Here is a 23,566-nt window from a genome sequence, read left to right as displayed (position 1 = left end):
CCGCCCCCACGAACCAACTGGAGACAGCACCGTGAGTCAAAACATTCTTGCCCAATTCATGACCGAACTGGTTTCCGGACGCATCCGCCTGGTGGACCTGACCGAAACCCTGACGCCGGAATTCCCCACCATCGTGCTGCCGCCGGAGTTCGGCCAGGCCTGGCCGTTCCGCATCGAGGAAATCTCGCGCTACGACGAGCGCGGCCCGGCCTGGTACTGGAACAACTTTTCTTGTTCCGAGCACACGGGCACGCACTTCGATGCGCCGGCGCACTGGGTCACGGGCAAGGACCAGCCCGACAATACTGTCGACACGATCCCCGTCGACGCCTTCATCGCCAGCGCCTGCGTCATCGACTGTTCCGCCGAATCGCGCGACAACCCGGACTTTCTCCTGACCGTCGACTTCGTGAAGAAATGGGAAGAACGGCATGGCCGCATTCCCGCGCGGTCCTGGGTGCTGATGCGCACCGACTGGTCCAAGCGCGCCAAGCCCGCCGAATACCTGAACATGCGGGAAGACGGCGCGCACTCCCCCGGCCCCGACGCCGAGGTCGTGCCCTGGCTGATCAAAGAGCGCGACGTGCACGGCTTCGGCACCGAATCGGTGGGCACCGACGCCGGCCAGGCCCAGCACCTGGACCCGCCCTACCCCTGCCACTACTACATGCACGGCAACAACCGCTACGGCCTGCAATGCCTGACCAACCTGGACCAGCTGCCGGCCACGGGCGCCGTGATCTTTTCCGCGCCGCTGAAGATCCGCAGCGGCTCGGGCAGCCCGCTGCGCGTGCTGGCGCTGGCGCCCAAGGCTTGATCCGGTCCGGCCGACACCAGGAAAACAAGGGAAACCATGACGCAAACCAATGTTGCCATCGTCACCGGCGGCAGCGCCGGCATCGGCGCCGAGATCTGCCGCAGCATGCTGGACGCGGGCTATGAAGTGATTTCGATGGCGCGCCGCGCCGCCGACTTCACCCATCCGCGCCTGCACAACGTGCAGGTCGACCTGCTGGACGCCGAGGCGACCTCGCAGGCCGGGGCCGAGGCCGCGGCCAGGTTTCCCATCAGCCACGTTATCCACAACGCCGGCGTGATCTGGCCGAACCTGCTGCCGCAAGTCACGCAGGAAGAGCTGCATGGCCTGACCCAGATCCATCTGGGCGCGGCCATCAGCCTGGTCCAGGCCGCGCTGCCCGGCATGCAGGAGCGCAAGTTCGGCCGCATCGTCATGATGTCCTCGCGCGGCGCGCTGGGCCTGCCGACCCGCACCGCGTACTCGGCCACGAAGGCCGGCATGGTGGGCATGGCCCGCACCTGGTCGCTGGAGCTGGCGCCCTACGGCATCACGGTCAACGTGGTGGCCCCCGGCCCGATCCAGACGGACATGTTCTACGAAGTGATCGAACCCGGCAGCGAACGCGAGAAGCAGCTGGCCAACGGCATCCCGGTCAAGCGCCTGGGCCGTTCGGACGATGTGGCGCGCGCCGTCATGTTTTTCGCGGATCCCGCCAACAGCTTCGTCACCGGGCAGACGCTGTTTGTCTGCGGCGGCGCCAGCGTGGGTTCCATCACCATCTGATCTCGTATTCCAACCGCCCGCTTCGGGTTTTGACGGATAGGTAAGCACGGGGACCGGGTCTACAGTGCTGATCCTTGCCCCTTTGAAATTTTAAGCAACAAGTAATTCCCCGCTGTTCCTGCTTTCTCCGTTTTCCAGCCGCACTCCCACTCTGCTCCCTATCCGGAGGTTTTGCCATGCTGTCGAAGAAACTCCCCCTGGCCGCTGCCGCCGCCGTCGCCGCCCTGTTCGCCCTGCCCGCCCTGGCGCAAGTCAAGGTCGGCGTCGTCACCTCGTCCACCGGCCCCACCGCGCTGGTCGGGATTCCGCAGAAGAACACGGTGCCGCTGCTGCCCAAGAAGATCGGCGACCTGACCGTGGAATACATCTCGCTGGATGACGCCAGCGATTCCACCAACTCGGTCACGGCCTTCAAGAAGCTGATCTCGGAACAGAACGTGGACGCGCTGATCGGCCCGTCGGGCTCGCCCAACGCCATGGGCGTGATCCAGTTCGCGGCCGAAGCCGGCGTGCCCATGCTGGCGCCGGTGGGCACCGCCGCCGTGGTACTGCCGATGAACGACCAGAAGAAGTGGGTGTTCAAGACCACGCAGAACGACGACATCATCGCGCGCGCGCTGGTGGACCACATGGCCAAGACCGGCATCAAGACGGTCGGCTTCATCGGCCTGAACGATCCCTATGGCGAGAACTGGTACAAGGTCTTCTCCGGCCTGGCTGCGGAAAAGGGCATCAAGATCGCCGCCAACGAACGCTACCTGCGCTTTGACAGCTCGGTCACCGGCCAGGCCCTGAAGATCCTGGCCGCCAAGCCGGACGCCGTGCTGGTGGCCGCGCCGGGCGCCGCCAGCGTGCTGCCGCAGACGACGCTCTTCGATCAGGGCTACAAGGGCAAGTTCTACCAGACCCACGGCGCCGCGCTGCCCGACTTCCTGAAGCTGGGCGGCAAGAAGGTCGAAGGCACGGTGCTGGCCGCCAGCCTGATGCTGGTGCTGCCCGAAATGCCCGACAGCAACCCGTCGAAAAAGGTCGCCAGCGACTACATCGCCGCCTACGAGAAGATCAACGGCGCCAAGCCCGCCACCTTCGGCGCCAACGTCTTCGACGCCGGCCTGCTGCTGGAAAAGGCCGTGCCGCTGGCGGAAAAGGCCGGCAAGCCGGGCACCAAGGAGTTCCGCAGCGCCTTGCGCGACGCGCTGGAGCAGACCAAGGAGCTGGTGGGCACGCAGGGCGTCTACAACATGAGCGCCGCCGACCACAGCGGCTTTGACGACCGCGGCCGCGAGCTCATCACCGTGAAGGACGGCAACTGGACGCTGGTCAAGTAAAGCCTCCTGGCGCGGCGCCGCCGGCCTTTGCCGGCCGCGCCGCGCGGGACCGCCCCGCCGGGGTCCCGCGCGTGTCCCGTCCCTGTCGGAAATTCGCATGAATGCTCAGATTGCCCTGATTCTCGGGCAGGACGGCATCACCAACGGCGCTATCTACGCGCTCTTGGCGTTGTCCATCCTGCTGGTCTTTACCGTTACCCGCGTGCTGTTCATCCCCCAGGGCGAGTTCGTCGCCTTCGGCGCGCTGACCATGGCCGCCATCCAGGCCGGCAAGCCCGTGCTGCTGGTGTGGCTGCTGCTGGCCTTCGCGCTGGCCGAAGCCGCCGCCGACCTGCTGGCGCGCCGCAAGCGGCCGGGCCGCAACCGCGGCGCGTGGCGCCTGGCGGCCAAGGTGGCCTATCCGCTGGCGCTCGCCGCGCTGTTCTACCGCCTGCCGCTGGCGCAGCTGCCCATGGCCGCGCAAGCGCTGCTGACGCTGCTGCTGGTCGTGCCGATGGGGCCGCAACTGTACCGCCTGTTCTACCAGCCCATCGCATCGGCCTCGACGCTGGTGCTCCTGATCGTCTCCATTGCGGTCCACCTGGCGCTGGTCGGGCTGGGGCTGCTGGCCTTTGGCGCGGAAGGCGCGCGCACGGCGCCGTTCAGCGACGCCAGCCTGGCGCTGGGCCCCATCAACGTCAACAGCCAGGCGCTGTGGGTGGTGGCCGTGTCGGCGCTGCTCATCGTCGTGCTCTACCAGTTCTTCGAACGCTCCATGTACGGCAAGGCCTTGCGGGCCGCCGCCTTCAACCGGCTGGGCGCGCGCCTGATGGGCATTTCCCCCATCTTCGCGGGCAAGGCCACGTTCTTCCTCGCCGCGCTGATCGGCACGGTGTCGGGCATCCTCATCGCCCCCATCACCACCATGTACTTCGACTCCGGCTTCATGGTCAGCCTGAAGGGCTTCGTGGGCGCCATCATCGGCGGGCTGGTGAGCTATCCGCTGGCCGCGGCCGGCGCCATCCTGGTGGGCCTGATCGAAGCCTTCTCGTCGTTCTGGGCCAGCGCCTACAAAGAAATCATCGTGTTCACGCTGATCATCCCCGTGCTGCTCTGGCGTTCACTGAAAAGCCATCACGTCGAGGAAGAAGACGAATGAACCCGCGCCACATCCTCCTCGCGTTCCTGGCTCTGCTGGCGCTGGGACCCCTGGTCCTGCCGCCGTTCTATGTGACGCTGCTGAACTACATCGGCCTGTATGCCCTGGTGGCGCTGGGCCTGGTGCTGCTGACCGGCGTCGGCGGCCTCACCAGCTTCGGGCAGGCCGCCTTCGTGGGCGTGGGCGCCTACACCACGGCGCTGCTCACCACCCGCGCCGACACCCTGCCGTCCTGGCTGGCCTGGCTGGGCGCGTCGCCCTGGCTGACCCTGCTGGCCGGCCTGGCGCTGACGCTGGCGATTGCCTACCTGCTGGGCGCGATCACGCTCAAGCTGTCCGGCCACTTCCTGCCGCTGGGCACCATCGCCTGGGGCCTGTCGCTGTACTTCGCCTTCGGCTCCGTCGAGGGCCTGGGCGGCCACACCGGCATACCGGACATCCCGGCCATCAATCTGTTCGGATGGACGCTGAACCAGGGCGGCAGCATCTACTACCTGATCTGGGCGTTCCTGCTGGCCGCGGTCTGGTCCACGCAGAACCTGCTGGACTCGCGCGAAGGGCGCGCCATCCGCGCGCTCAAGGGCGGCCGCGTCATGGCGGAATCCATGGGCGTGGACACGGCGCGCTCGCGCATGGTGATCTTCGTCATTGCCGCCTTGCAGGCCTGCGCGTCGGGCTGGCTGTACGCGCACATGCAGCGCTTCGTGAATCCCAACCCCTTCGGCCTGCAGATGGGCATCGAATACCTGTTCATGACCGTCATCGGCGGCGCGGGGCAGGTGTGGGGCGCGCTGGTCGGCGCGGGCGTCTTCACGGTGCTCAAGCAATGGCTGCAGGACCTCCTGCCCAAGGTGCTGGGCCAGACCGGCAACTTTGAAGTCATCGTCTTTGGCTTCGGCATGGTGCTGCTGCTGCACCGCGCCCGCAGCGGCCTGTGGCCCGTGCTGACGCGCTGGATTCCGGTCAAGAAGCAGACGCGCAAGCTGGACATGTCGGCCGAGCCGCTGCCCAGAAAGCCCATGCCACCGCGCGGCGAGGTGGTGCTCAAGGCCGTGGACGTCACCCGCAAGTTCGGCGGGCTGGTCGCCAACAACGCCATGAACCTGGAAATCCGGGCCGGCGAGATCCTGGCGCTGATCGGCCCCAACGGCGCCGGCAAGAGCACGATGTTCAACCAGATATCCGGCGTGGACACGCCCACCTCGGGGCAGGTGACGCTGCTGGGCCAGCCGGTGGCCGGCGCGGGCGCGCGCAAGATCGCGCGGCTGGGCTTGTCTCGCACCTTCCAGCACGTGCGCCTGCTGGGCCGCATGAGCGTGCTGGAGAACGTGGCCATCGGCGCGCACCTGCGCGGGCATCGCGGCGTGCTGCCGGCCGCCTGGCGGATGGACCGGCCGGAAGAAGCGCGCCTGTTGGCCGAGGCCGCCCGCCAGGTTGAACGCGTGGGCCTGGGCAAGCATCTGCATGACGAAGCCGGATCGCTGGCCCTGGGGCAGCAGCGCATCCTGGAGATTGCGCGGGCGCTGGCGTCCGACCCCTGCATCCTGCTGCTGGACGAGCCGGCCGCCGGGCTGCGCTACCAGGAAAAATGCGAACTGGCCGAACTGCTGAAAAAGCTGCGCGCCGAAGGCATGGCGATCCTGCTGGTTGAACACGACATGGATTTCGTGATGGGGCTGGTGGACCGCGTGGTGGTCATGGACTTCGGCGAGAAGATCGCGGAAGGCCTGCCCGCCGAGATTCAGCAAAACCCCGCGGTGCTTGAAGCCTATCTGGGCGGAGTGGAATAGATGAGCGCAGAACTGCTGGAAGTGCGCGACCTGCGCGTGGCCTACGACAAGGTTGAAGCCATCTCGGGCATCAGCCTGACGGTAGGCGAAGGCCAGATCGTGACCGTGATCGGCCCCAACGGCGCCGGCAAGACCACCCTGCTGTCGGCCATCATGGGCGTGCTGCCCTCGCGCGGCCGGATCGTCTTTGGCGGCCGCGAGCAGGAACACGCCGAGATCGAGGAAATGGTGGCCGCCGGCATGAACCTGGTGCCCGAAAAGCGCGAGCTGTTCGCCGAAATGACGGTGGAAGACAACCTGATGCTGGGCGCTTTTCACCGCTTTCGCACCGGCCTGCGCGATCAGGACAAGACGCTGGCCGAGGTCTATGAGCTGTTCCCCCGGCTGCAGGAACGCCGCGCCCAGCTGGCGGGCACGCTGTCCGGCGGCGAACGCCAGATGCTGGCAGTGGGCCGCGCGCTGATGGCCAAGCCCCGCCTGCTGATGCTGGACGAGCCCAGCCTGGGCCTGGCGCCGCGCATCGTGCGCGAGGTGTTCCGCATCGTGGCGCGGCTGCGGGAAATGGGCGTGTCCATCCTGCTGATCGAGCAGAATGCGCGCGCGGCGCTGCAAGTGGCCGATTACGCCTACGTGCTGGAAACCGGCGCCGTCACGCTCGAGGGCCCGGCCGCGCAGGTGGCGCAGGACCCGCGCGTGGTCGAGGTGTATCTGGGGTTGGGGCACGGGGCGGCGGCGGCGACGCAAGATACGGCAGGTGTCTGACACCCCTTCAAGATACGGCAGGTGTCTGACACCCCTTCAAGATGCGGCAGGTGTCTGACACCCCTTGGGAGGGCCAGGAAACTTGACGCCTGTCGCATGGGGGTGTCAGACACCTGGGAATTGGGGTGTCTACGCCACGCCGCGCCGCCTGTCGCGGCGGTAGAGCGCATAGCCCAGCGGCCACATCGCGGCCACCATGAAAGTCGCGACGGGATTCGTCAGCCGGTAGGCCCCCACCGCCGTCGGGACGCCGGAGTGCTTCAGGTGCAGGCGAAAGCGCGTGTAGCGCGCGGCGGCCATGATGAACTCGCGGGGCCGGTAGCGGAAGAATTCCAGGTGATGCTGCAGCATGTCCCAGGCCAGGAGATACAGGCCCTGGGCGTTGTTGGCCACCGAGACCGCGCTCTGGCTCAAGCCGCCCGGGGTGTCGTGATAGGTGCGCACGACCCGGTTGATGAAGCGGCTGAGAAAGCCCGCGCGGGCCACCGCCCACCAGACCAGGCTTTCCGGCACGAAGCCCGCGACATCCTCGGGGAAGGGATACTTCCGGAGGATGTCGGTGCGCATACAGCCGAATTTCTCGCCCTTGATGCGATAGCGGAAGTAGACGTCCACCGCCGTGCTGTCGAACACGTCCTGCGGATAGCGGTCGCCCACGACGCTGCCGTCGGGCCGCGCGCACAGGCCCGTGACGGCCACGTAGGAATCGCGGCGGGCGGGCGGAATCGCTTCCCAGGCGTCCTTGAAGGTGGCCAGCGCGTCCGGCGGCATCTCGTCGTCGCTGTCCAGGCCGACGATCATCTGGCCGCGCGCCTCGCGCACGCCCCGGTTGAACGCCGTCTTCTTGTGCTGATTGTTTTGCCAGACGTAGCGGATAGGAAAATCGGCGCGCGCCTGCCACTCCAGAATGGATTCGTGGGTGTTGTCGGTGGAACCGTCGTCCACCACGACCCATTCGAAATCCCTGAATGTTTGCCGGGAGAGCGACTCATATACCCGGTGCAGCGTACCCGCCCGGTTGTAGGTGGGCGTCAGAACTGTGAAAAACGGTGGTGTATCGGTCATGCCTACTGTGCCCCTTTGCGATCTCCATGCAACCGCTGCGGTCTTGTTTCTTGTGTTTTCGCCTGAAGTGTAGGGGATATGCCTGTATGAACCGTTGCCTGGGCATTCGAATTTGCAATCAAATCTGACAAGCGGTAGGTTTTTTCCGCCATGGCAGGGTTGTGCGGGCGTTGGGCCGCGCGCCGTAGTGGCGTAAACTCGGGCGGCCAAATTCGGAACCCCTATGGAAGCCTCGACCGTCCAGCTCAATGACATTGCCTTGTTCGTGGAGGTTGCCAAGCGCAAGAGCTTCAGCCAGGCGGCCCGCGCGCTGGACATGCCCACGTCGACGCTCTCGCGCCGCATCAACGAACTGGAGCGCGCCATCGGCTTGCGGCTGATCAACCGCAACACCCGCAGGCTGGACCTCACGGAAGCGGGCGCGGCCTACATGCGCCGCTGCCAGGGCCTGATCGACGAAGCCCGCCTGGCGCACGAGCAATTGCAGTCGCTGTCGGGCGGCCCGTCCGGCAACCTGCGGGTCTCCATGCCGTACAGCCTGGCGATCTGGCTGCTGCCCGAAACCATCAATGATTTCACCGAGCGCTACCCGGAAGTGGAGTGCGAGTTCGACCTGAGCATGATGACCGCGTCCGACGCGCAAGGCACGCCGTTCGACGTGGTGCTGCGCTTTGGCCGCGAAGCCGACTATCCCCCGGCGGCCTCGGACAACGGCAACGGCGCCGCCTTCCCGCCTATCGGCGGCGCGGTGGTGCACGAACTGGTCTCGCTGAACAACTACTTGTATGCCTCCGACCGCTATCTGGAGCGCCACGGAGAGCCCCAGACGCCCGCCGATCTCACGCAGCACCAGTGCCTGCGCACAACCATCGACGAAGCGCACTCGTACTGGACGCTGCACAACGGCATGGTGTCGGAACGCATCCCCGTCAGCGGGCACCTGGCGGCCAACAACATGAGCATCGCGGGAACGCTGGCCGGCCTGGACCTGGCCATTACGCGCATGCCGCACTGCCAGGCCCTGGACCCGATCATCAAGCGCAACTCGCTCAGGCGCGTGCTGCCGGGCTGGTCGGTGGACCCTATCTCGATCTACGTGGTGTATCCGTCGAGCATCCAGCCGGCAAAGACGCGGGCCTTCATGGACTTCATCCGCCCCAAGCTCGGCCCCGCCGAAGCATAAAAAAACCCGCAAGGCGCGAGCCTGCGGGTTTTTTCAGGATCAGGCCGGGTCTGGTCAGACCGCCCGGCCGGCAACGTCAATTAGACGCGCTTGATCTTTTCCAGCATCTTGAACACGCCCTTGGGCGACTTGACGAACAAGCGCTTGAAGGCCTTGCCCAGGCAACGGCGTTCCAGGGTGTTGCGACGCACGCGTTTGCGTTCAGCCATATTGATTCTCCAGTTGAATTTGCGGAAAAAAAGTCACCGCACAACCGGAAACCGGGCTGGCGGAAAAATTCGGATAACTTGGCATTTTATCCTGAAATCAGGAAACTTCGCCAATGATGGGGAAATCAGCGCGCGCCGGCAGCGACCGCATCTGTCCCCATCAGGCTTGCGCCCTGCTCCGCGGCCCTCAGGCGCCTTCGGAAAGCGACTTCAGCCGTTCCCAGACCTGCTCGGCCCGCGGCAGCGGATCGACCGCGCCATAGCCCAGCGTGGACAGCGCCGCCGCGGCGTTGGCGTAGCGCACCGCGTCTTCCCAGGAATCGCCCTGGCAGCGGCGCGCCAGCAGGCTGCCGGCAAAGCAGTCGCCGGCGCCGGTGGCATCCACGGCGTCCACGCGCAAGGCGGCTACCGGCGTGCGGGTGCGTCCGTCGTCGATGATGGAGCCGTCCTTGCCCAGCTTCAGCACCACCACGCCCGCCGCGCCGCCGTCCCGGATCCAGTCCAGCGTGCGTTCGGGGTCGTCGTTGCCGGTCAGGTGCTGCATATCGTCCATGCTGGGCAGGAACAGGTCGGCCGCGCGCATCGTTTCGCGCAGGACGGCGCGGGCGCGGTCTACCGGCCACAGCCGCAGCCGCAGGTTCGAATCCAGGCTGACCTGCGCGCCGGCGGCGTGCGCGCGCTCGATGGCGGCAAAAACCGTGTCGCAGGCGCTGGTGCTGATCGCCATGCTGATGCCCGAGACGTGCAGGAACCGCGCGCGTTCGATCAGGCCGCCCTGCAGGGTGGCCGGCGTCATCAGGCTGGCGGCGGAGCCGCGGCGCAGGTAGCTGAAGGCGTGGCCGTCCGGGCCGTGCTGCACGAAATACAGGCCGGTGTGGGCGTCGTCGTCCACCTGCACGCCCGACGTATCCACGCCCTCGGCGTTCCACAGGTCCAGGAATTGCTTGCCGAAGGCGTCGTTGCCCACCCGGGTAAGGTAGGCGCAGCGCGCGCCCTGGCGCGCCGCGGCGATGACCGCGTTGGAGGTGTCGCCGCCAAAGCCCTGCAGGTATTGCAGCTGGCCTTTGTGGGTCTGGTTCAGTTCAACCAGCGGCTCGCCGAGAGCGACGATATCGAAGTCAGCCATGGGCGGCCTCCCGGGTGCGGGTGATCTGCGCCACCAGCGCGGCGGTGTCGCGCGCGGCGAAGGCGGCCTTGTCGTAGAGGTTGCTGCCGATGCCCACCAGGCCGGCGCCGGCGGCGAAATACGAGCCCATGTTGTCCTGGGTGATGCCGCCCGTGGGGCAGAAGATCGTGTCCGGGTAGACGGACTTCAGCGCGGCCAGGTGCTTGGGGCCGCCCGTATCCGCCGGGAACACCTTCACCACGTCCACGCCGGCGCGGCGGGCCGCCAGCACTTCGGTGGGCGTGAACGCGCCCAGGAGGCACAGGGCGCCGGCGGCGTGCGCCATGTCGACGATGTCGGTGGCCAGCGCCGGCGACACCAGGAAGTCCGCGCCCGCCACCAGCGCCTCGCGCGCCTGGGCCTCGTCGAGCACGGTGCCCACGCCCAGCAGCAGGCCGGCCCCGTGCTTGTCGCGCAGCGCGCGCACCAGGTCGGTCACGCCAGGAATGGTCCAGGTCAGTTCCAGCGTGGTGCAGCCGGCGGCGACGGCGACTTCGGCGGCGTAGGCCGCGGCGGCCGCGTCCGAGTAGCGCAGCACGGGGACGACCCGGGCGGCCAGCAGGGCGGCAAGCTTGGAGGCGATGGGAGCAGCGGATGCGGTCATGGAATTCCTTTGGGGCTGACGGTCACGCGCCGCCGGACGATACCGGCAGGACGGCGAGTTTGGCCGCGGCGGCGTCGCGCAGCCGCAGCAAGGGTTCGATATAGGCGGCTTGCGGATCGTCGCGCCGCCGGAACAGCAGCGTGCTGACGCTGACCCCCGCGACGGGCCGGCCGGCCGCGTCGCACAGCGCCACGCCGTAGCAGACGATGCCGGGTTCATTTTCCTCGTTGTCCATGGCGTACCCGCGCGCGGCCGCCTCGCCCAGCACGGCGCGCAGCGCGGGCAGGCTCGTCACCGTGGACGGCATGCGCGCGGCCAGCGGCAGATCGCGCAGCAGGCGTTCGCGCGAGGCATCGTCCAGCGCGGCCAGGTAGGCCTTGCCCACTGCGCTGGAATGCAGGGCCACGGCCGAACCCACGCGCGACACCATGCGCACGGGGCCGGGGCTTTCCAGCTTGTCGATGTAGATCATCTCGTGCCCGGCGGGAACCGCCAGGTGCACGGTCTCGCCGGTTGCGTCGCGCAAGGCCTGCAGCTCGGGCGCCAGCGCGGCCCGCAGGTCGAACTGCGACCAGGCCCGGCTGGCCAGGGACATCAGGCGCGGGCCCAGGCGATAGACGCCGCCGGCTTCGCCGACCATGCCCTGCTCGGCCAGGGCGGCGATGATCCGGTAGACAGTGGGCCGGGGATAGCCGCAGGTGCGCGCCAGCGTTGCCGCCGTGGGCGGATGCGGCGCATCGGCCACTGCCTGCAGCACCGTCATGAATTTCGCGAACGCCGCGGCGCCCGCGACCTTGGTTTCCGACAAGAACGTCCCCAAATAATGGCGAATGGCCATTAACAATGGATAAGCAGATGCGCAACGCAAACAGCGCGATTTTCAGACGAATCTGCGATACTGTTTATTTGTACAGCTAATGAGGCGCTGTTTGTCCATATTATGGACCACCGCCTCACAATATAGTCAATTATTCCATATCGCCGCGCCCGGAACCAGCGATGGATCGCCGCGCCGGCCAGCTTCCTCCCTCAGGCTACGATACCGTCCATGAGCTCCCAAATCCGCATCGTTGGCGCACGCCAGAACAATCTCAAGAACCTGGACCTGACCATCGCCACCGGCGAACTGGTCGTCGTGACCGGCGTGTCGGGGTCCGGCAAAAGTTCGCTGGCCTTCGACACCCTGTACGCCGAGGGGCAGCGGCGCTATGTGGAAACCTTCTCGCCCTATGCGCGCCAGTTCCTGGACCGCATGGACAAGCCGCAGGTGGACCGCATCGAAGGCATCCTGCCGGCCATCGCCATCGACCAGACCAACCCGGTGCGCAGCTCGCGCAGCACGGTCGGCACGATGACCGAGCTCAACGACCATCTGAAACTGCTGTTTGCGCGCGGCGCGCGCCTGTATTGCCGCGGCTGCGGCAAGGTGGTGCGCCGCGATACGCCGGATTCCGTCTACCACTCGCTGGCCGAACGCGCCGCGGCGGCGGGCGATCCGCGCCTGGTCGTGACCTTCCCCATCGCCGTGCCCGCGAACTTCACCGAAGACGAAGTGCGCGGCTTTCTCGAGCAGCAGGGCTACACCCGCGTGCATGCCGAGGAAAGCGCCGTGCCCCGCGCCGCCGCCCCGGCAAGGGCCGCCCCGGCAAGGGCCGCCCCGGCCAAGGGCGCCAAGAAGGGCAAGGCCGCAAAGGCCGCCACCGAGGCGCGCCGTATCCTGCACGTGATCCAGGACCGCTTCCGTTTCGCCGGCACCGAGCGCGAGCGCGTCATGGAAGCGCTGGACACGGCGCTGCGCATGGGCGCCGGCCACATCGCCATCTACGTCATGGACGCCGAAGGCGGCAACGCGCACATCTGGAAGTACAGCGACCGCCTGCACTGCGCCGACTGCGACATCGAATACACCGACCCGCTGCCCAGCAGCTTCTCGTTCAATTCGCCGCTGGGCGCATGCGAGGCCTGCCGCGGCTTTGGCCGCGTGATCGGCATCGATTTCGGCCTGGTCATTCCGGACGAAAAGAAAACCCTCCTGGAAGGCGCGATCAAGCCGTGGACCACGCCGTCCTACAAGGAATGCCAGGACGAACTGCAAAAGTACGCGCCGCGCGCCGGCGTCCCGCTGGGCGTGCCCTGGAAGGACATGAGCGAAGAGCACAAGCGCTGGGTGCTCTACGGCACGCCCGACTGGAAGGGCGGCAACGACGCCTGGAAGCACCAGTGGTACGGCGTGCAGCGCTTTTTCGACTGGCTGGAAACCAAGGCCTACAAGATGCACGTGCGCGTGCTGCTGTCCAAGTACCGCAGCTACACGCCCTGCCCCACCTGCAACGGCGCGCGCCTGAAACCCGACGCGCTGCTCTGGCGCCTGGGCGCCAAGGAAGAGGCCGACACCGTGCTGCCGCCGGAAGACGGCCGCTACAAGCGCTTCATGCCGGTCGGCGCCAACTGGAGCCGCGAACAGCTCAACGGCCTGGACGGCCTGTCCATCCATGACGTGATGCTGCTGCCCATCGAACGGGTGCGCCGGTTCTTCGACACGCTGTCCTTCTCCGGCGCGCTGGACGCGGCCACCGACCTGCTCATGACGGAAGTCCGCGCGCGCCTCCGGTTCCTGTGCGACGTCGGCCTGGGCTACCTGACGCTGGACCGGCAGAGCCGCACCCTGTCGGGCGGCGAGGTGCAGCGGATCAACCTGACCACCGCGCTGGGCACCTCGCTGGTGAACACGCTGTTCGTGCTGGACGAGCCGTCCATCGGCTTGCACCCGCGCGACATGCACCGGGTGGTCGAAGTGATGCATCGCCTGCGCAACGCCGGCAACACGCTGGTGGTGGTGGAGCACGACCCGCAAGTGATGGTGGCCGCGGACCGCGTCATCGACATCGGCCCCGGCCCCGGCGAACGCGGCGGCCGCATCGTCTTCGACGGCACGCCCGCGCAGTTGCGCGCGGCCCCGACGCTGACCGGCGACTACCTGGGCGGCCGCATGCGCGTGGAGGCGCCGCGCCCGATGCCGGTGGCGGCCAACACGCCGCGCCTGCTGCTGGAAGGCGTCAACGCGCACAACCTGAAGAACGTCTCGATCGAGCTGCCGCTGGGCCGCCTGGTCTGCGTGACCGGCGTGTCCGGCTCGGGCAAGTCCACGCTGGTGCAGGACGTGCTGTTCCCCGCCCTGCTCAAGCAGAAGGGCAAGCCGTCGGAAGCGCCCGGCGCCTTCGACCGCCTGCTGGGCGCCGAGCAGATCGCCGACGTCGTCATGGTGGACCAGACGCCGATCGGCAAGACCGCCCGCTCCAACCCGGCCAGCTATGTGGGCGCGTTCGACGCCATCCGCAAGCTGTTCGCGCAGGCGCCGCTGGCGCGCGAGCGCGCCTACACGGCGGGCACGTTCAGCTTCAACGGCGGCGACGGCCGCTGCCCGACCTGCGGCGGCACCGGCTTCGAACACGTGGAAATGCAGTTCCTGTCCGACGTGTACCTGCGCTGCCCGGACTGCGACGGCAAGCGCTTCCGCCCCGAAGTGCTGGAAGTGCGCGTCGAGCACCTGGGCAAGAGCGCCTCCATCGACGAAGTGCTGGCCATGACCGTCAGCGAAGCGCTGGACTTCTTCAAGGGCCTGCGCGATGTGCAGACCGGACTCGCGCCGCTGGCCGACGTGGGCCTGGAGTACGTGCGGCTGGGCCAGCCCGTCCCGACGCTGTCGGGCGGCGAGGCGCAGCGGCTCAAGCTTGCCGGCCACCTGGCGGAAGCCGCGCGCAGCGGCATCTCCACCGCCAAGGTCGCCAAGAAGGGCAGCCTGTTCCTGTTCGACGAGCCCACCACCGGCCTGCACTTCGACGACGTCGCGCGGCTGATGCGCGCCTTCCGCAAGCTGCTGGCCGCGGGCCACACGCTGCTGGTCATCGAGCACAACCTGGACGTGATCCGCGCGGCCGACTGGCTGATCGACCTGGGCCCCGAAGGCGGCGACGCCGGCGGCCTGGTGATCGGCGTGGGCACGCCGCAGGATCTCATCGACAACCCCAAGTCGCACACGGGCGCCGCCCTGCGCGACTACGAAGTCAGCATCCTGCCCGCCGACGTGGTGGTGACCCACGACATCGACGCGCAGGAAGTCGAGCAGGCCGGCCTGACCGCGCGCATCGCCGAGCCCGGCGCCGCCTATGGCGCGGGCGAAGGCACGCCGCTGCAATCGCTGGTGCGCGAACGCCGCCACGGCAACATGGCGATCGAGATCCGCAACGCGCGCGAGCACAACCTGAAGAACATCAGCGTGGAGATTCCCCACGACAAGTTCACCGTCATCACGGGCGTATCGGGGTCGGGCAAGTCCACGCTGGCCTTCGACATCCTGTTCAACGAAGGCCAGCGCCGCTACCTGGAATCGCTGAACGCCTATGCCCGCGCCATCGTGCAGCCCGCCGGCAAGCCGGATGTGGACGCCATCTTCGGCATCCCGCCCACCGTGGCGATCGAGCAGCGCACCAGCCGCGGGGGCCGCAAGTCCACCGTGGCCACGATGACGGAAATCCACCATTTCCTGCGCCTGCTCTACGTGAAGCTGGGCACGCAATACTGCCCCGACTGCAACGTGGCGGTCGAACCCCAGAACACGGACCAGATCGTGGCGCGCCTGCTGCGCGACCACAAGGGCGAGCACATCGGCCTCCTGGCCCCGCTGGTCACCGCCCGCAAGGGCTACTACACGGACCTGGCCAAGTGGGCCGGCTCCAAGGGCCATACGCATCTGCGCGTGGACGGCGAGTTCATCCCGGTGGCCCCCTGGCCGCGCCTGGACCGCTACAAGGAACACACCATCGAACTGCCGGTGGCCGACGTGGTGGTGGATCCTGCCAACGAAGCCGACCTGCGCGCGGCCGTCAAGAGCGCGCTGGAAAACGGCCAGGGCGTGATGTCTGTGGTCTGGCCCGTGAGCAAGCTGCACGAAGCGCTGAACAGCGAATTGCAGCAACAGCATTTCTCGGTCAAGCGCGCCTGCCCGTCTTGCGGCACCAGCTTCCCCGAACCCGATCCGCGCCTGTTCTCGTACAACTCCAAGCATGGCTGGTGCACGGGCTGCTTCGGCACGGGCCTGCAGCTGCAGGGCTTCGACGAAGAGCAGACCGGCGAGGAAACGGCCTGGAACGCCTGGTACGAAGGCGAGGCCAAGCCCTGCAAGCAATGCGACGGCCAGCGCCTGAACCGGGTCGCCCGCGCCGTGCGCTGGCGCGACAGGTCGATCGCCGAGCTGGCATCGCTGCCTGTGTCCGACGCGCACACCTTCTTCACCGGGCTGGTGGCGCGCGGCCGCGAAGGCGAGATCGCCCGCGACATCCTCGCGGAAATCCGCGGCCGCCTGAACTTCATGCAGGAAGTGGGCCTGAACTACCTGGCGCTGGACCGCGCCGCGCCGACGCTGTCGGGCGGCGAGGCGCAGCGCATCCGGCTGGCCGCGCAGCTGGGCTCCAACCTGCAGGGCGTCTGCTACGTGCTGGACGAGCCCACCATCGGCCTGCACCCGCGCGACAACCGCATCCTGCTGGACGCGCTGGCGCGCCTGGAAAAGAACGGCAACACGCTGGTGGTGGTTGAGCACGACGACGACACGATCCGCCGGGCCTCGCACGTCATCGACATCGGGCCGGGCGCGGGCATCCGCGGCGGCCGCGTCGTGGCGCAAGGCACCGTCCAGGACCTGATGGATTCACCCGAATCCGTCACCGGCCGCTACCTCAAGACCCCGCTTGCGCATCCGCTGCAGGGCCGCCGCCCGGTCGAGGCCGACACGCCCATGATCGAGATCCGCGGCGCGCGCCTGCACAATCTGCGCAGCGTGGACGCCAAGTTCCCCGTGGGCCGGCTGAGCGTGGTGACCGGCGTATCCGGATCGGGCAAATCCACCCTGGCGCGCGAAGTGCTGCTGGACAACCTGACCCAGGCCGTCTCGCAGGGCAAGGCGCCGGGCTGGGCGGGCTGCGAGAGCATCAAGGGCTGGGAAGCCATCGACCGCGTGCTGGAAGTGGACCAGACCCCCATCGGCAAGACGCCGCGTTCGTGCCCCGCCACCTACGTGGGCTTCTGGGACGACGTGCGCAAGCAGTTCGCCGACACCCGCGAGGCCCGCATGCGCGGCTGGACGGCGGCGCGCTTCTCGTTCAATACCGGCGACGGCCGCTGCCCGATCTGCGAAGGCCAGGGCATGCGCACCATCGAGATGAACTTCCTGCCCGACGTGAAGGTGCCTTGCGACGCCTGCAACGGCGCGCGCTTCAACAACGACACGCTCAGCGTGCAGATGCGCGGCAAGAACGCCGGCGAACTGCTGTCCATGGAAGTGGACGACGCCATCGGCTACTTCGCCGCCCACCCCAAGATCCACCGTCCGCTGCAGCTGATGCAGGACGTGGGCCTGGGCTATCTGACCCTGGGCCAGCCGTCTCCCACCCTGTCGGGCGGCGAGGCGCAGCGCATCAAGCTGGTGACCGAGCTGTCCAAGGCCCGCCTGACCGACGGCCTGATCAAGACCGGCCGCGCCTCGCGCATCCCCCACACGCTGTATGTGCTGGATGAGCCGACGGTGGGCCTGTCGATGGCCGACGTCGAAAAGCTGATCCACGTGCTGCACCGCCTGGTGGAAGCCGGCAATACGGTGGTGGTGATCGAACACAACCTGGATGTCATCGCCGAAGCCGACTGGCTGCTGGACCTGGGCCCCGAAGGCGGCACGGGCGGCGGACAACTCGTGGGCGAAGGCTCGCCCGAACACGTGATGACGCTGGCCGACCATTCCCATACGGGGCGCGTCCTGACGGAATTCCTGTCCCATCAACCGCAGCAATAAGCATGGATTGTCGTTTTGAAGACCGGCTGGCTGGCCGCGCGCTGCGCTTCGAGGGGTTTTGCTCCCGGATCGAGGCGCGCGCCGCCGCCGAAGTCGGCCCGGCGCTGGCCGCCATCGAGGCGGCCCGCCGCCAGGGGCGCTGGATTGCCCTGTTGCTGGACTACGAACTGGGCGAATGGCTGCTCCCGGAAGCCGCCCTGGCCCCGCCCGCCGGCCCCTGGACGCCGCCTCGCGAAGACGGCAAACCCCGCCTGACCGCGCTGGCGTTCGAGCGCAAGGTGGACGAAGCCCCCTGGGACGCGCCGGACGCGGGCAGTCCGCCCGGCGCCATCAGCCTGCCCGCCCCGCGCATGACCGAGGCGGACTATGCGCGCCAGATCGACGCCATACGCGGGCTGATCCGCGACGGCGAGCTGTACCAGGTCAATTTCACCCAGCCGCTGGACCTGCGGCACCAGGGCGATCCGGCCACGCTCTACCGGCACATCGCCGCGCGCAATCCGGTCGCCCACGGCGCCTTCATCCAGGACGGCGAGCGCACCGTGCTGTCCTTTTCGCCCGAGCTCTTTGTCCGGCGCGAAGGCCCCCGGCTGACGACCCGGCCCATGAAGGGCACCGCGCCGCGCCATCCGGACCCGGCCGAAGACCAGCGCCTGGGCCAGGAACTGCTGGCCAGCGAAAAGAACCGCGCCGAAAACCTGATGATCGTGGACCTGCTGCGCAACGACCTGGGCCGCCTGGCCGAGCCGGGCTCGGTCAAGGTGGACGCGCTGTTCTCGCTGGAGCGCTACCCCACCGTCTGGACCATGACGTCCACCGTGTCGGCCACGGCGCCGCAGGCCTCGCTGGAGGACGTGCTGCGCGCCCTGTTCCCCTGCGGCTCCATCACCGGCGCCCCGAAAGTGGCCGCCATGCGCCGCATCCGCCAGATGGAGGCCGCCCCGCGCGGCCTGTACTGCGGCAGCGTCGGCTGGCTGGCGCCGGACGGCGACTTCTCGCTGAACGTGGCGATCCGCACGCTGGTGCTGGACCGGTCCGGCCAGGGCGTCTACAGCGTCGGCGGCGGCATCGTGTATGACTCGGACCCCGCCGAGGAATGGCAGGAATGCCACTGGAAAGCCCGGATACTGCGCGCCTGAGCGCGCAAACCCGGCCAGCAGTAGTAGCATAGAGCGCGGCCCCGGTCGCCATACACCAGGAGAGTCCCATGCAGCCCGAATTGATCGAGACCATCCTGGTGGAAGCCTCAGGCAACGTGCCCTTGCTGGCGCGCCATCTCAGCCGCCTGGAAATGTCCTGCAAGGCGCTGGGGTACGTCTGGGGCGGACGCGCCGTGGAAGGCGACATACTCGTCGCCGTCATGGCGCTCGGCAGCCCCGGCCCGCACCGGCTGCGCCTGCTGGTCGCGCGCGACGGCAGCCGCCACATCCAGACCGCCATCCTGCCGCCGCTGCCCGCGCACCAGGAAGTGATGCTGGCGCCGGAGGCGCTGCGTTCGTCGGAACCGCTGCTGCGCTACAAAACCACGCACCGCCCCTGGTACACCAAGACAATCGAATGGCTGCCGGCGCATCCGCATATCTTCGACCTGCTCTACCTGAACGAACGCGGCGAACTCTGCGAAGGCAGCCGCAGCAATGTCTACCTGCGCATGGGCGGCGCCTGGTACACCCCGCCCGTGGACAGCGGCTGCCTGCCCGGCGTGAAGCGCGGCGAGCTCCTGGACGCCGGCGAAGCCAAGGAGCGCGTCCTGACCCTGGCCGACCTGCATGCCGCCGACGAGATCCGCCTGTCCAACGCGCTGCGCGGCTGGTTCACGGTGACGCTGCGCGACGCCTAGTCCGCGAACACGTCCACCACCACCTGCCGCAGCCACTGGTTGGCGGGCTCGCGGTGGTTGCGGGCGTGCCAGAACACATTGATGACCGATTCCGGAATCTTCACCGGGCAGGGCGCGGTCGCCAGCCCGAAGGGCTGACAGGCGCAGTCGGCAAAGCGCTGCGGCACCACGGCGATCATGTCCGTGGTCTGCAGCACCGGCCCCACCGCCATGAAGTGCGGCACCGTCAGCCGCAGGCGGCGACGGATGCCGGCCTGCGCGATCACCTCGTCCACCACGCCGTGGCCCGTGCCTTCCGACACGATGGCCACGTGCTCGGCCGCGCGGAACTGCCGGGCCGACACCCCTGACCGCGCCAGCGGATGGTCCTGGCGGAAAATGCAGACATAAGGCTGGCGGAACAGGCGGCGCTGGAAAAAACCGCCTTTCAGCCCCGGCAGAAAGCCCATGGCCAGGTCCATGCGGCCGCGCTCCATCTCGTCCCTGACATCGATCGAAGTCGTGCGCACGGTGCGGATGGTGACGCCCGGCGCGGCCGCGTCCAGCGCCTGCATCAGCCGCGGCAGAAAGTAGGTCTCGCCCACGTCGTTCACGCCGATCACGAAGGCGCGCTCGCTGCGCGCGGGGTCGAACGAGGCATGCGCGTTCAAGGTGCTGTGCAAGGCGCCCAGCGCGTCGGCGATGGGCCGGGCCAGGCTCTCGGCGTAGGGCGTGGGCACCATGCCGCGCGAGGTGCGCAGGAACAGGTCGTCGCCCAGCAGCTTGCGCAGCCGGCCGAGCGCATTGCTGACGCCCGGCTGCGAAATGCCCAGGCTCTGGGCCACCGCCGACACCCGGCCCAGTTTCTGCAATTCATTGAAAACGACCAGCAGATTCAGGTCCACGTCTTTCAGGTTCATGCGCTTGTCTCCACCAATATTGATTTTGGTGATTCATGTCATCAAGCAGATTCTATTTATTTATTAAACCGCCTGTCCGATGATGCAGCAAACGCCAGCGCCCATGTCGCGCATGGCCCTGCCCGGCCGCCACGCGGCCAGATGGAAACAGGAGACAACCCCATGCGCGCCTGTACGCATTGCACCGCCACGCCCTGTCCGGGGGGCTGCCCATGAACGCCCCCGAACATCCCGTCCACGTCGTCCCGCGCTGGCAGGACGACGGCTCGCACCGCATTCCCTTCGGCGTCTATACCGATGCCGCGCTGCACCAGCGCGAACTGGAGCGCTTCTTCTACCGGGCGCATTGGAGCTACGTAGGCCTGGAGGCCGAGATCCCCAACGCGGGCGACTTCAAGCGCACCGCAGTGGGCGAGCGCTCCGTGATCCTCTTGCGCGACAACGACGGCCAGGTGCGCGTGGTGGAAAACGTGTGCGCCCATCGAGGCGTGCAGTTCTGCCGCGAACGCGCCGGCAACCGCAGCGAATTCGTCTGCCCCTACCACCAGTGGAACTACGACCTGCAGGGCAACCTGATCGGCGTGCCCTTCCGGCGCGGGGTCAAGCAGGACGGCAAGGTCAACGGCGGCATGCCGCCCGACTTCAAGCCCGAAGAGCACGGCCTGACCAAGCTCGCGGTGGCCTGCCGCAACGGCGTGGTGTTCGCGTCGTTCGACCACGGCGTCGAACCGCTGGAAGACTACCTGGGCCCCGACATCCTGCATTACTTCGACCGCGTCTTCGACGGCCGCCAACTGGTGATCCACGGCTACAGCCGGCAGCGCATCCCGGGCAACTGGAAGCTGATGCAGGAGAACATCAAGGACCCCTACCACCCGGGCCTCCTGCACACCTGGTTCGTGACCTTCGGGCTGTGGCGGGCGGACAACCGGTCCGAGCTGAAGATGGACCGCCACTTCCGCCACGCCGCCATGATCTCCACGCGCGGCCAGGGCGGCAAGAGCACCGTCACCAGCGGCGTGTCCAGCTTCAAGGAGCAGATGTCGCTGAACGACGACCGCTTCCTGGACATCGTGCAGGAGCCCTGGTGGAACGGCCCCACCGCGGTGCTGATGACGCTGTTTCCCAGCGTCATCATCCAGCAGCAGGTGAACTCGCTGTCCACCCGCCATATCCAGCCGGTGGGCCACGACGCCTTCGACTTTGTCTGGACGCATTTCGGCTTTTCCGACGACAGTCCCGAGATGACGCGGCGCCGCCTGCGCCAGGCCAACCTGTTCGGCCCGGCGGGCTTTGTCTCCGCCGACGACGGCGAGGTCATCGAATTCTCGCAATCGGGATTCGCGCAAAAGCCCTGGCACCGCAGCGTTGCGGAGCTGGGCGGCAAGACCGCCGAGAACACCGGCCACATGGTCACGGAAACGCTGATACGCGGCATGTACGCGTACTGGCGCCGGGTAATGGAGGCCTGACATGCTGGACTTTCCGCTCTACTACCTGCTGACCCGCCTGTACAGCGACTACGCCGCCGCGCTGGACGCCGGCGAATGGGAGAAATGGCCCGAGTTCTTCCTGGAAGACTGCGTGTACAAGGTGGTCCCGCGCGAGAACCACGAGCGCGGCTATCCGCTGGCGACCATGGCGTTCGAAAGCCGCGGGATGCTGAAGGACCGCATCTACGGCGCCACCGACACGATCTTCCACGACCCCTACTACCAGCGCCACGTGGTGGGCGCGCCGCGCGTGCTGTCGGCGCAGGGCGGCCGCATCGAGTCCGAGGCCAACTACGCCGTGTTCCGCACCAAGCCCAGCCAGCCGACCACCGTGTTCAACGTGGGCCGCTACCAGGATGTCATCCGCGAAACGCCGGACGGACTGAAGTTCGAATCGCGGCTCTGCATCTTCGACAGCGAGCTGATCCCGAATTCGCTGATCTACCCCATCTGACAAGGAAGCGACGCAATGAGTGTGCAATGGATCAAGGCCATCGCCCGGGCCGACGTGCCGGAAGAAGACGTGATCGCCGTGCTGGCGGGCGGCCACGAGATCGCGCTGTACGGGGTCCAGGGGGAGGTCTACGCCACCGCCAACCTCTGCACCCACGGCAACGCCAGGCTGTGCGACGGCTTCCTGACGGGCCATGAGATCGAATGCCCCCTGCACCAGGGTCGCTTTGACGTGCGCGACGGCCGCGCGCTCTGTACGCCCCTGCGGGAGAACCTGGCCGCCTACCCCGTCAGGATCGAGGACGGCATGGTGTACGTGGCGCTTTGAGCCGCCCGGGCGGCGATCAGACCGCCAGGCGCAGCGCCTCGTTGGCCGCCGCCATCCCCATGGCGGCCGTCACGGTCACCACCGACCCGTAGCCGGCGCACGACAGCCCCTGGGGCGCCAGGACCTGCCCGGACGCGCCCATGTCGTCCTCGCCCTCGGTGGGACGGGTCCAGGCGTCGGGCAGTATGGCCGGCTGGTCGAACCACAAGGCATGAATGCCCATCTTGGGCACGCGCTTCAAGGCCTTGCCGTTCTTGTCGGACGCCCGCGCAAAGCCATGCTCCCGCCGCAGCTTGTTGCGCAGCTTGGACAGCAGCGCATCGTTCACCGCCGCCGACAGGTCGCCCGCGCGCAACGCCAGCGGATCCGTCTTGCCGCCCGCGCCGCCGCACAACAGCATCGGCACGCCCAGCGCCCGCGCATGCAGGATCATGGCGATCTTCGCGGCCGCCTGGTCGGTGCAATCGATGATGACCGTATAGGGGCCGGGCAGCACTTCCCCCACGTTCTCCGGCGAAACAAAATCATCCACCCGCGTCAGCCGGCATTCCGGATTGATCGCCAGCACCCGCTCCGCCATCGCATCCACCTTCGACTGCCCAAGGGTCGACGTCAGCGCATGGATCTGCCGGTTGACGTTGGATTCGGCAATATGGTCAAGGTCGATCAGGGTCAGCGCCCCCACCCCGCAGCGCGCCAGCGCCTCCACGGTCCAGGATCCGACGCCGCCAAGCCCGGCCACGGCCACATGGGCGTTGCGCAGGCGGGCAGGCGCTTCGGGACCGTACAGGCGGGAAAGGCCGCCGAAACGGCGGTCGAGATCGGCGGGCTCAGAAGCAAATTCGGGGGAGTTCATGAAGCCATTTTATTGCAGGGCGCGAGC

At 67.7% G+C, this 23,566-nt stretch carries 20 protein-coding genes; 13 read left to right on the top strand and 7 right to left on the bottom strand.

Annotated features, from left to right (window positions below):
• The first annotated feature begins 31 nt into the window (after window positions 1-31).
• The 6 genes from ACFWP0_RS19090 (at window position 32) to ACFWP0_RS19065 (ending at window position 6,600) form a co-directional block, all read left to right on the top strand.
• On the top strand, window positions 32-817 hold the full coding sequence (locus ACFWP0_RS19090) for a cyclase family protein (protein WP_377844645.1): 786 nt from the start codon (window positions 32-34) through the stop codon (window positions 815-817).
• Between the two features lie 36 nt (window positions 818-853).
• The gene (locus tag ACFWP0_RS19085) at window positions 854-1,582 is read left to right on the top strand and encodes an SDR family NAD(P)-dependent oxidoreductase (protein ID WP_377844643.1); all 729 of its coding nucleotides are present in this window, start codon (window positions 854-856) and stop codon (window positions 1,580-1,582) included.
• 176 nt (window positions 1,583-1,758) lie between these two features.
• Window positions 1,759-2,910, top strand: a complete 1,152-nt coding sequence (locus ACFWP0_RS19080; protein ID WP_377844642.1) for an ABC transporter substrate-binding protein — start codon at window positions 1,759-1,761, stop codon at window positions 2,908-2,910.
• Between the two features lie 97 nt (window positions 2,911-3,007).
• Window positions 3,008-4,048, top strand: a complete 1,041-nt coding sequence (locus ACFWP0_RS19075; protein WP_377844640.1) for a branched-chain amino acid ABC transporter permease — start codon at window positions 3,008-3,010, stop codon at window positions 4,046-4,048.
• Window positions 4,045-5,838 carry an ATP-binding cassette domain-containing protein gene (locus ACFWP0_RS19070; protein ID WP_377844639.1) on the top strand — a complete coding sequence of 598 codons (1,794 nt, stop codon included), beginning with the start codon at window positions 4,045-4,047 and terminating at the stop codon, window positions 5,836-5,838. The genes ACFWP0_RS19075 and ACFWP0_RS19070 overlap by 4 nt, the downstream gene beginning before the upstream one ends.
• Window positions 5,839-6,600 carry an ABC transporter ATP-binding protein gene (locus ACFWP0_RS19065; protein ID WP_377844637.1) on the top strand — a complete coding sequence of 254 codons (762 nt, stop codon included), beginning with the start codon at window positions 5,839-5,841 and terminating at the stop codon, window positions 6,598-6,600. It abuts the gene before it with no gap.
• A gap of 129 nt (window positions 6,601-6,729) precedes the next feature.
• On the opposite strand, the gene ACFWP0_RS19060 is transcribed toward ACFWP0_RS19065, so the two are convergent.
• On the bottom strand, window positions 6,730-7,665 hold the full coding sequence (locus ACFWP0_RS19060; protein WP_377844636.1) for a glycosyltransferase family 2 protein: 936 nt from the start codon (window positions 7,663-7,665) through the stop codon (window positions 6,730-6,732).
• Window positions 7,666-7,888: 223 nt separating this feature from the next.
• On the opposite strand from ACFWP0_RS19060, the gene ACFWP0_RS19055 reads away from it, so the two are divergent.
• Window positions 7,889-8,848, top strand: a complete 960-nt coding sequence (locus ACFWP0_RS19055; protein ID WP_377844634.1) for a LysR substrate-binding domain-containing protein — start codon at window positions 7,889-7,891, stop codon at window positions 8,846-8,848.
• Window positions 8,849-8,928: 80 nt separating this feature from the next.
• On the opposite strand, the gene ACFWP0_RS19050 is transcribed toward ACFWP0_RS19055, so the two are convergent.
• The 4 genes from ACFWP0_RS19050 to ACFWP0_RS19035 all read right to left on the bottom strand — a co-directional run bounded on the left by ACFWP0_RS19050 (window position 8,929) and on the right by ACFWP0_RS19035 (window position 11,634).
• On the bottom strand, window positions 8,929-9,057 hold the full coding sequence (locus ACFWP0_RS19050) for a hypothetical protein (protein WP_006226408.1): 129 nt from the start codon (window positions 9,055-9,057) through the stop codon (window positions 8,929-8,931).
• A 187-nt stretch (window positions 9,058-9,244) separates the two neighbouring features.
• Window positions 9,245-10,183 carry a sugar kinase gene (locus ACFWP0_RS19045; RefSeq protein WP_377844633.1) on the bottom strand — a complete coding sequence of 313 codons (939 nt, stop codon included), beginning with the start codon at window positions 10,181-10,183 and terminating at the stop codon, window positions 9,245-9,247.
• Complete coding sequence (locus ACFWP0_RS19040) at window positions 10,176-10,826, bottom strand: bifunctional 4-hydroxy-2-oxoglutarate aldolase/2-dehydro-3-deoxy-phosphogluconate aldolase (protein WP_377844631.1); 651 nt, start codon at window positions 10,824-10,826, stop codon at window positions 10,176-10,178. The genes ACFWP0_RS19045 and ACFWP0_RS19040 overlap by 8 nt, the downstream gene beginning before the upstream one ends.
• A gap of 22 nt (window positions 10,827-10,848) precedes the next feature.
• Window positions 10,849-11,634 carry an IclR family transcriptional regulator gene (locus ACFWP0_RS19035; protein WP_377844629.1) on the bottom strand — a complete coding sequence of 262 codons (786 nt, stop codon included), beginning with the start codon at window positions 11,632-11,634 and terminating at the stop codon, window positions 10,849-10,851.
• A gap of 240 nt (window positions 11,635-11,874) precedes the next feature.
• Between ACFWP0_RS19035 and uvrA the strand changes: the two genes are divergently transcribed.
• The 3 genes from uvrA to ACFWP0_RS19020 all read left to right on the top strand — a co-directional run bounded on the left by uvrA (window position 11,875) and on the right by ACFWP0_RS19020 (window position 19,510).
• Window positions 11,875-17,670: an excinuclease ABC subunit UvrA gene (gene uvrA / locus ACFWP0_RS19030; RefSeq protein ID WP_377844627.1), complete on the top strand. Its 5,796-nt coding sequence runs from the start codon at window positions 11,875-11,877 to the stop codon at window positions 17,668-17,670.
• Between the two features lie 2 nt (window positions 17,671-17,672).
• On the top strand, window positions 17,673-18,809 hold the full coding sequence (locus ACFWP0_RS19025) for an aminodeoxychorismate synthase component I (protein WP_377844625.1): 1,137 nt from the start codon (window positions 17,673-17,675) through the stop codon (window positions 18,807-18,809).
• Window positions 18,810-18,877: 68 nt separating this feature from the next.
• Window positions 18,878-19,510, top strand: a complete 633-nt coding sequence (locus ACFWP0_RS19020; RefSeq protein WP_377844624.1) for an aminotransferase class IV family protein — start codon at window positions 18,878-18,880, stop codon at window positions 19,508-19,510.
• Here the strand turns inward: ACFWP0_RS19020 and ACFWP0_RS19015 are convergent.
• A complete protein-coding gene (locus tag ACFWP0_RS19015; RefSeq protein WP_377844622.1) occupies window positions 19,507-20,409 on the bottom strand; it encodes a LysR family transcriptional regulator in 903 nt (300 codons plus the stop codon). The two genes, ACFWP0_RS19020 and ACFWP0_RS19015, sit on opposite strands and share 4 nt — an antisense overlap.
• Before the next feature lie 212 nt (window positions 20,410-20,621).
• On the opposite strand from ACFWP0_RS19015, the gene ACFWP0_RS19010 reads away from it, so the two are divergent.
• Genes ACFWP0_RS19010 through ACFWP0_RS19000 form a run of 3 tightly spaced genes read left to right on the top strand, consistent with a single transcriptional unit; the run spans window position 20,622 to window position 22,683 of the window.
• On the top strand, window positions 20,622-21,881 hold the full coding sequence (locus tag ACFWP0_RS19010; RefSeq protein WP_377844620.1) for an aromatic ring-hydroxylating dioxygenase subunit alpha: 1,260 nt from the start codon (window positions 20,622-20,624) through the stop codon (window positions 21,879-21,881).
• Window position 21,882: 1 nt separating this feature from the next.
• Complete coding sequence (locus ACFWP0_RS19005; protein ID WP_377844618.1) at window positions 21,883-22,356, top strand: aromatic-ring-hydroxylating dioxygenase subunit beta; 474 nt, start codon at window positions 21,883-21,885, stop codon at window positions 22,354-22,356.
• Between the two features lie 15 nt (window positions 22,357-22,371).
• Window positions 22,372-22,683, top strand: a complete 312-nt coding sequence (locus tag ACFWP0_RS19000) for a non-heme iron oxygenase ferredoxin subunit (RefSeq protein WP_377844616.1) — start codon at window positions 22,372-22,374, stop codon at window positions 22,681-22,683.
• A 16-nt stretch (window positions 22,684-22,699) separates the two neighbouring features.
• On the opposite strand, the gene ACFWP0_RS18995 is transcribed toward ACFWP0_RS19000, so the two are convergent.
• Window positions 22,700-23,539, bottom strand: coding sequence for a ThiF family adenylyltransferase (locus ACFWP0_RS18995; protein WP_377844615.1), 840 nt, complete (start codon window positions 23,537-23,539; stop codon window positions 22,700-22,702).
• Window positions 23,540-23,566 lie beyond the last annotated feature (27 nt).

Source organism: Achromobacter sp. NPDC058515 (genome assembly GCF_042721735.1).
GTDB lineage: Bacteria > Pseudomonadota > Gammaproteobacteria > Burkholderiales > Burkholderiaceae_B > Achromobacter.
Note: the sequence above shows the minus strand (reverse complement) of the source record. Positions and strands in the feature narration are given on the sequence as shown.

Bases quoted from the DNA above. Each gene is read 5' to 3' on its own strand.
- ACFWP0_RS19085 (WP_377844643.1), top strand. From the start codon at position 854: ATGACGCAAACCAATGTTGCCATCGTCACCGGCGGCAGCGCCGGCATC.
- ACFWP0_RS19080 (WP_377844642.1), top strand. From the start codon at position 1,759: ATGCTGTCGAAGAAACTCCCCCTGGCCGCTGCCGCCGCCGTCGCCGCC.
- ACFWP0_RS19075 (WP_377844640.1), top strand. From the start codon at position 3,008: ATGAATGCTCAGATTGCCCTGATTCTCGGGCAGGACGGCATCACCAAC.
- ACFWP0_RS19070 (WP_377844639.1), top strand. From the start codon at position 4,045: ATGAACCCGCGCCACATCCTCCTCGCGTTCCTGGCTCTGCTGGCGCTG.
- ACFWP0_RS19065 (WP_377844637.1), top strand. From the start codon at position 5,839: ATGAGCGCAGAACTGCTGGAAGTGCGCGACCTGCGCGTGGCCTACGAC.
- ACFWP0_RS19060 (WP_377844636.1), bottom strand. From the start codon at position 7,665: ATGACCGATACACCACCGTTTTTCACAGTTCTGACGCCCACCTACAAC.
- ACFWP0_RS19055 (WP_377844634.1), top strand. From the start codon at position 7,889: ATGGAAGCCTCGACCGTCCAGCTCAATGACATTGCCTTGTTCGTGGAG.
- ACFWP0_RS19050 (WP_006226408.1), bottom strand. From the start codon at position 9,057: ATGGCTGAACGCAAACGCGTGCGTCGCAACACCCTGGAACGCCGTTGC.
- ACFWP0_RS19045 (WP_377844633.1), bottom strand. From the start codon at position 10,183: ATGGCTGACTTCGATATCGTCGCTCTCGGCGAGCCGCTGGTTGAACTG.
- ACFWP0_RS19040 (WP_377844631.1), bottom strand. From the start codon at position 10,826: ATGACCGCATCCGCTGCTCCCATCGCCTCCAAGCTTGCCGCCCTGCTG.
- uvrA (WP_377844627.1), top strand. From the start codon at position 11,875: ATGAGCTCCCAAATCCGCATCGTTGGCGCACGCCAGAACAATCTCAAG.
- ACFWP0_RS19025 (WP_377844625.1), top strand. From the start codon at position 17,673: ATGGATTGTCGTTTTGAAGACCGGCTGGCTGGCCGCGCGCTGCGCTTC.
- ACFWP0_RS19020 (WP_377844624.1), top strand. From the start codon at position 18,878: ATGCAGCCCGAATTGATCGAGACCATCCTGGTGGAAGCCTCAGGCAAC.
- ACFWP0_RS19015 (WP_377844622.1), bottom strand. From the start codon at position 20,409: ATGAACCTGAAAGACGTGGACCTGAATCTGCTGGTCGTTTTCAATGAA.
- ACFWP0_RS19010 (WP_377844620.1), top strand. From the start codon at position 20,622: ATGAACGCCCCCGAACATCCCGTCCACGTCGTCCCGCGCTGGCAGGAC.
- ACFWP0_RS19005 (WP_377844618.1), top strand. From the start codon at position 21,883: ATGCTGGACTTTCCGCTCTACTACCTGCTGACCCGCCTGTACAGCGAC.
- ACFWP0_RS19000 (WP_377844616.1), top strand. From the start codon at position 22,372: ATGAGTGTGCAATGGATCAAGGCCATCGCCCGGGCCGACGTGCCGGAA.
- ACFWP0_RS18995 (WP_377844615.1), bottom strand. From the start codon at position 23,539: ATGAACTCCCCCGAATTTGCTTCTGAGCCCGCCGATCTCGACCGCCGT.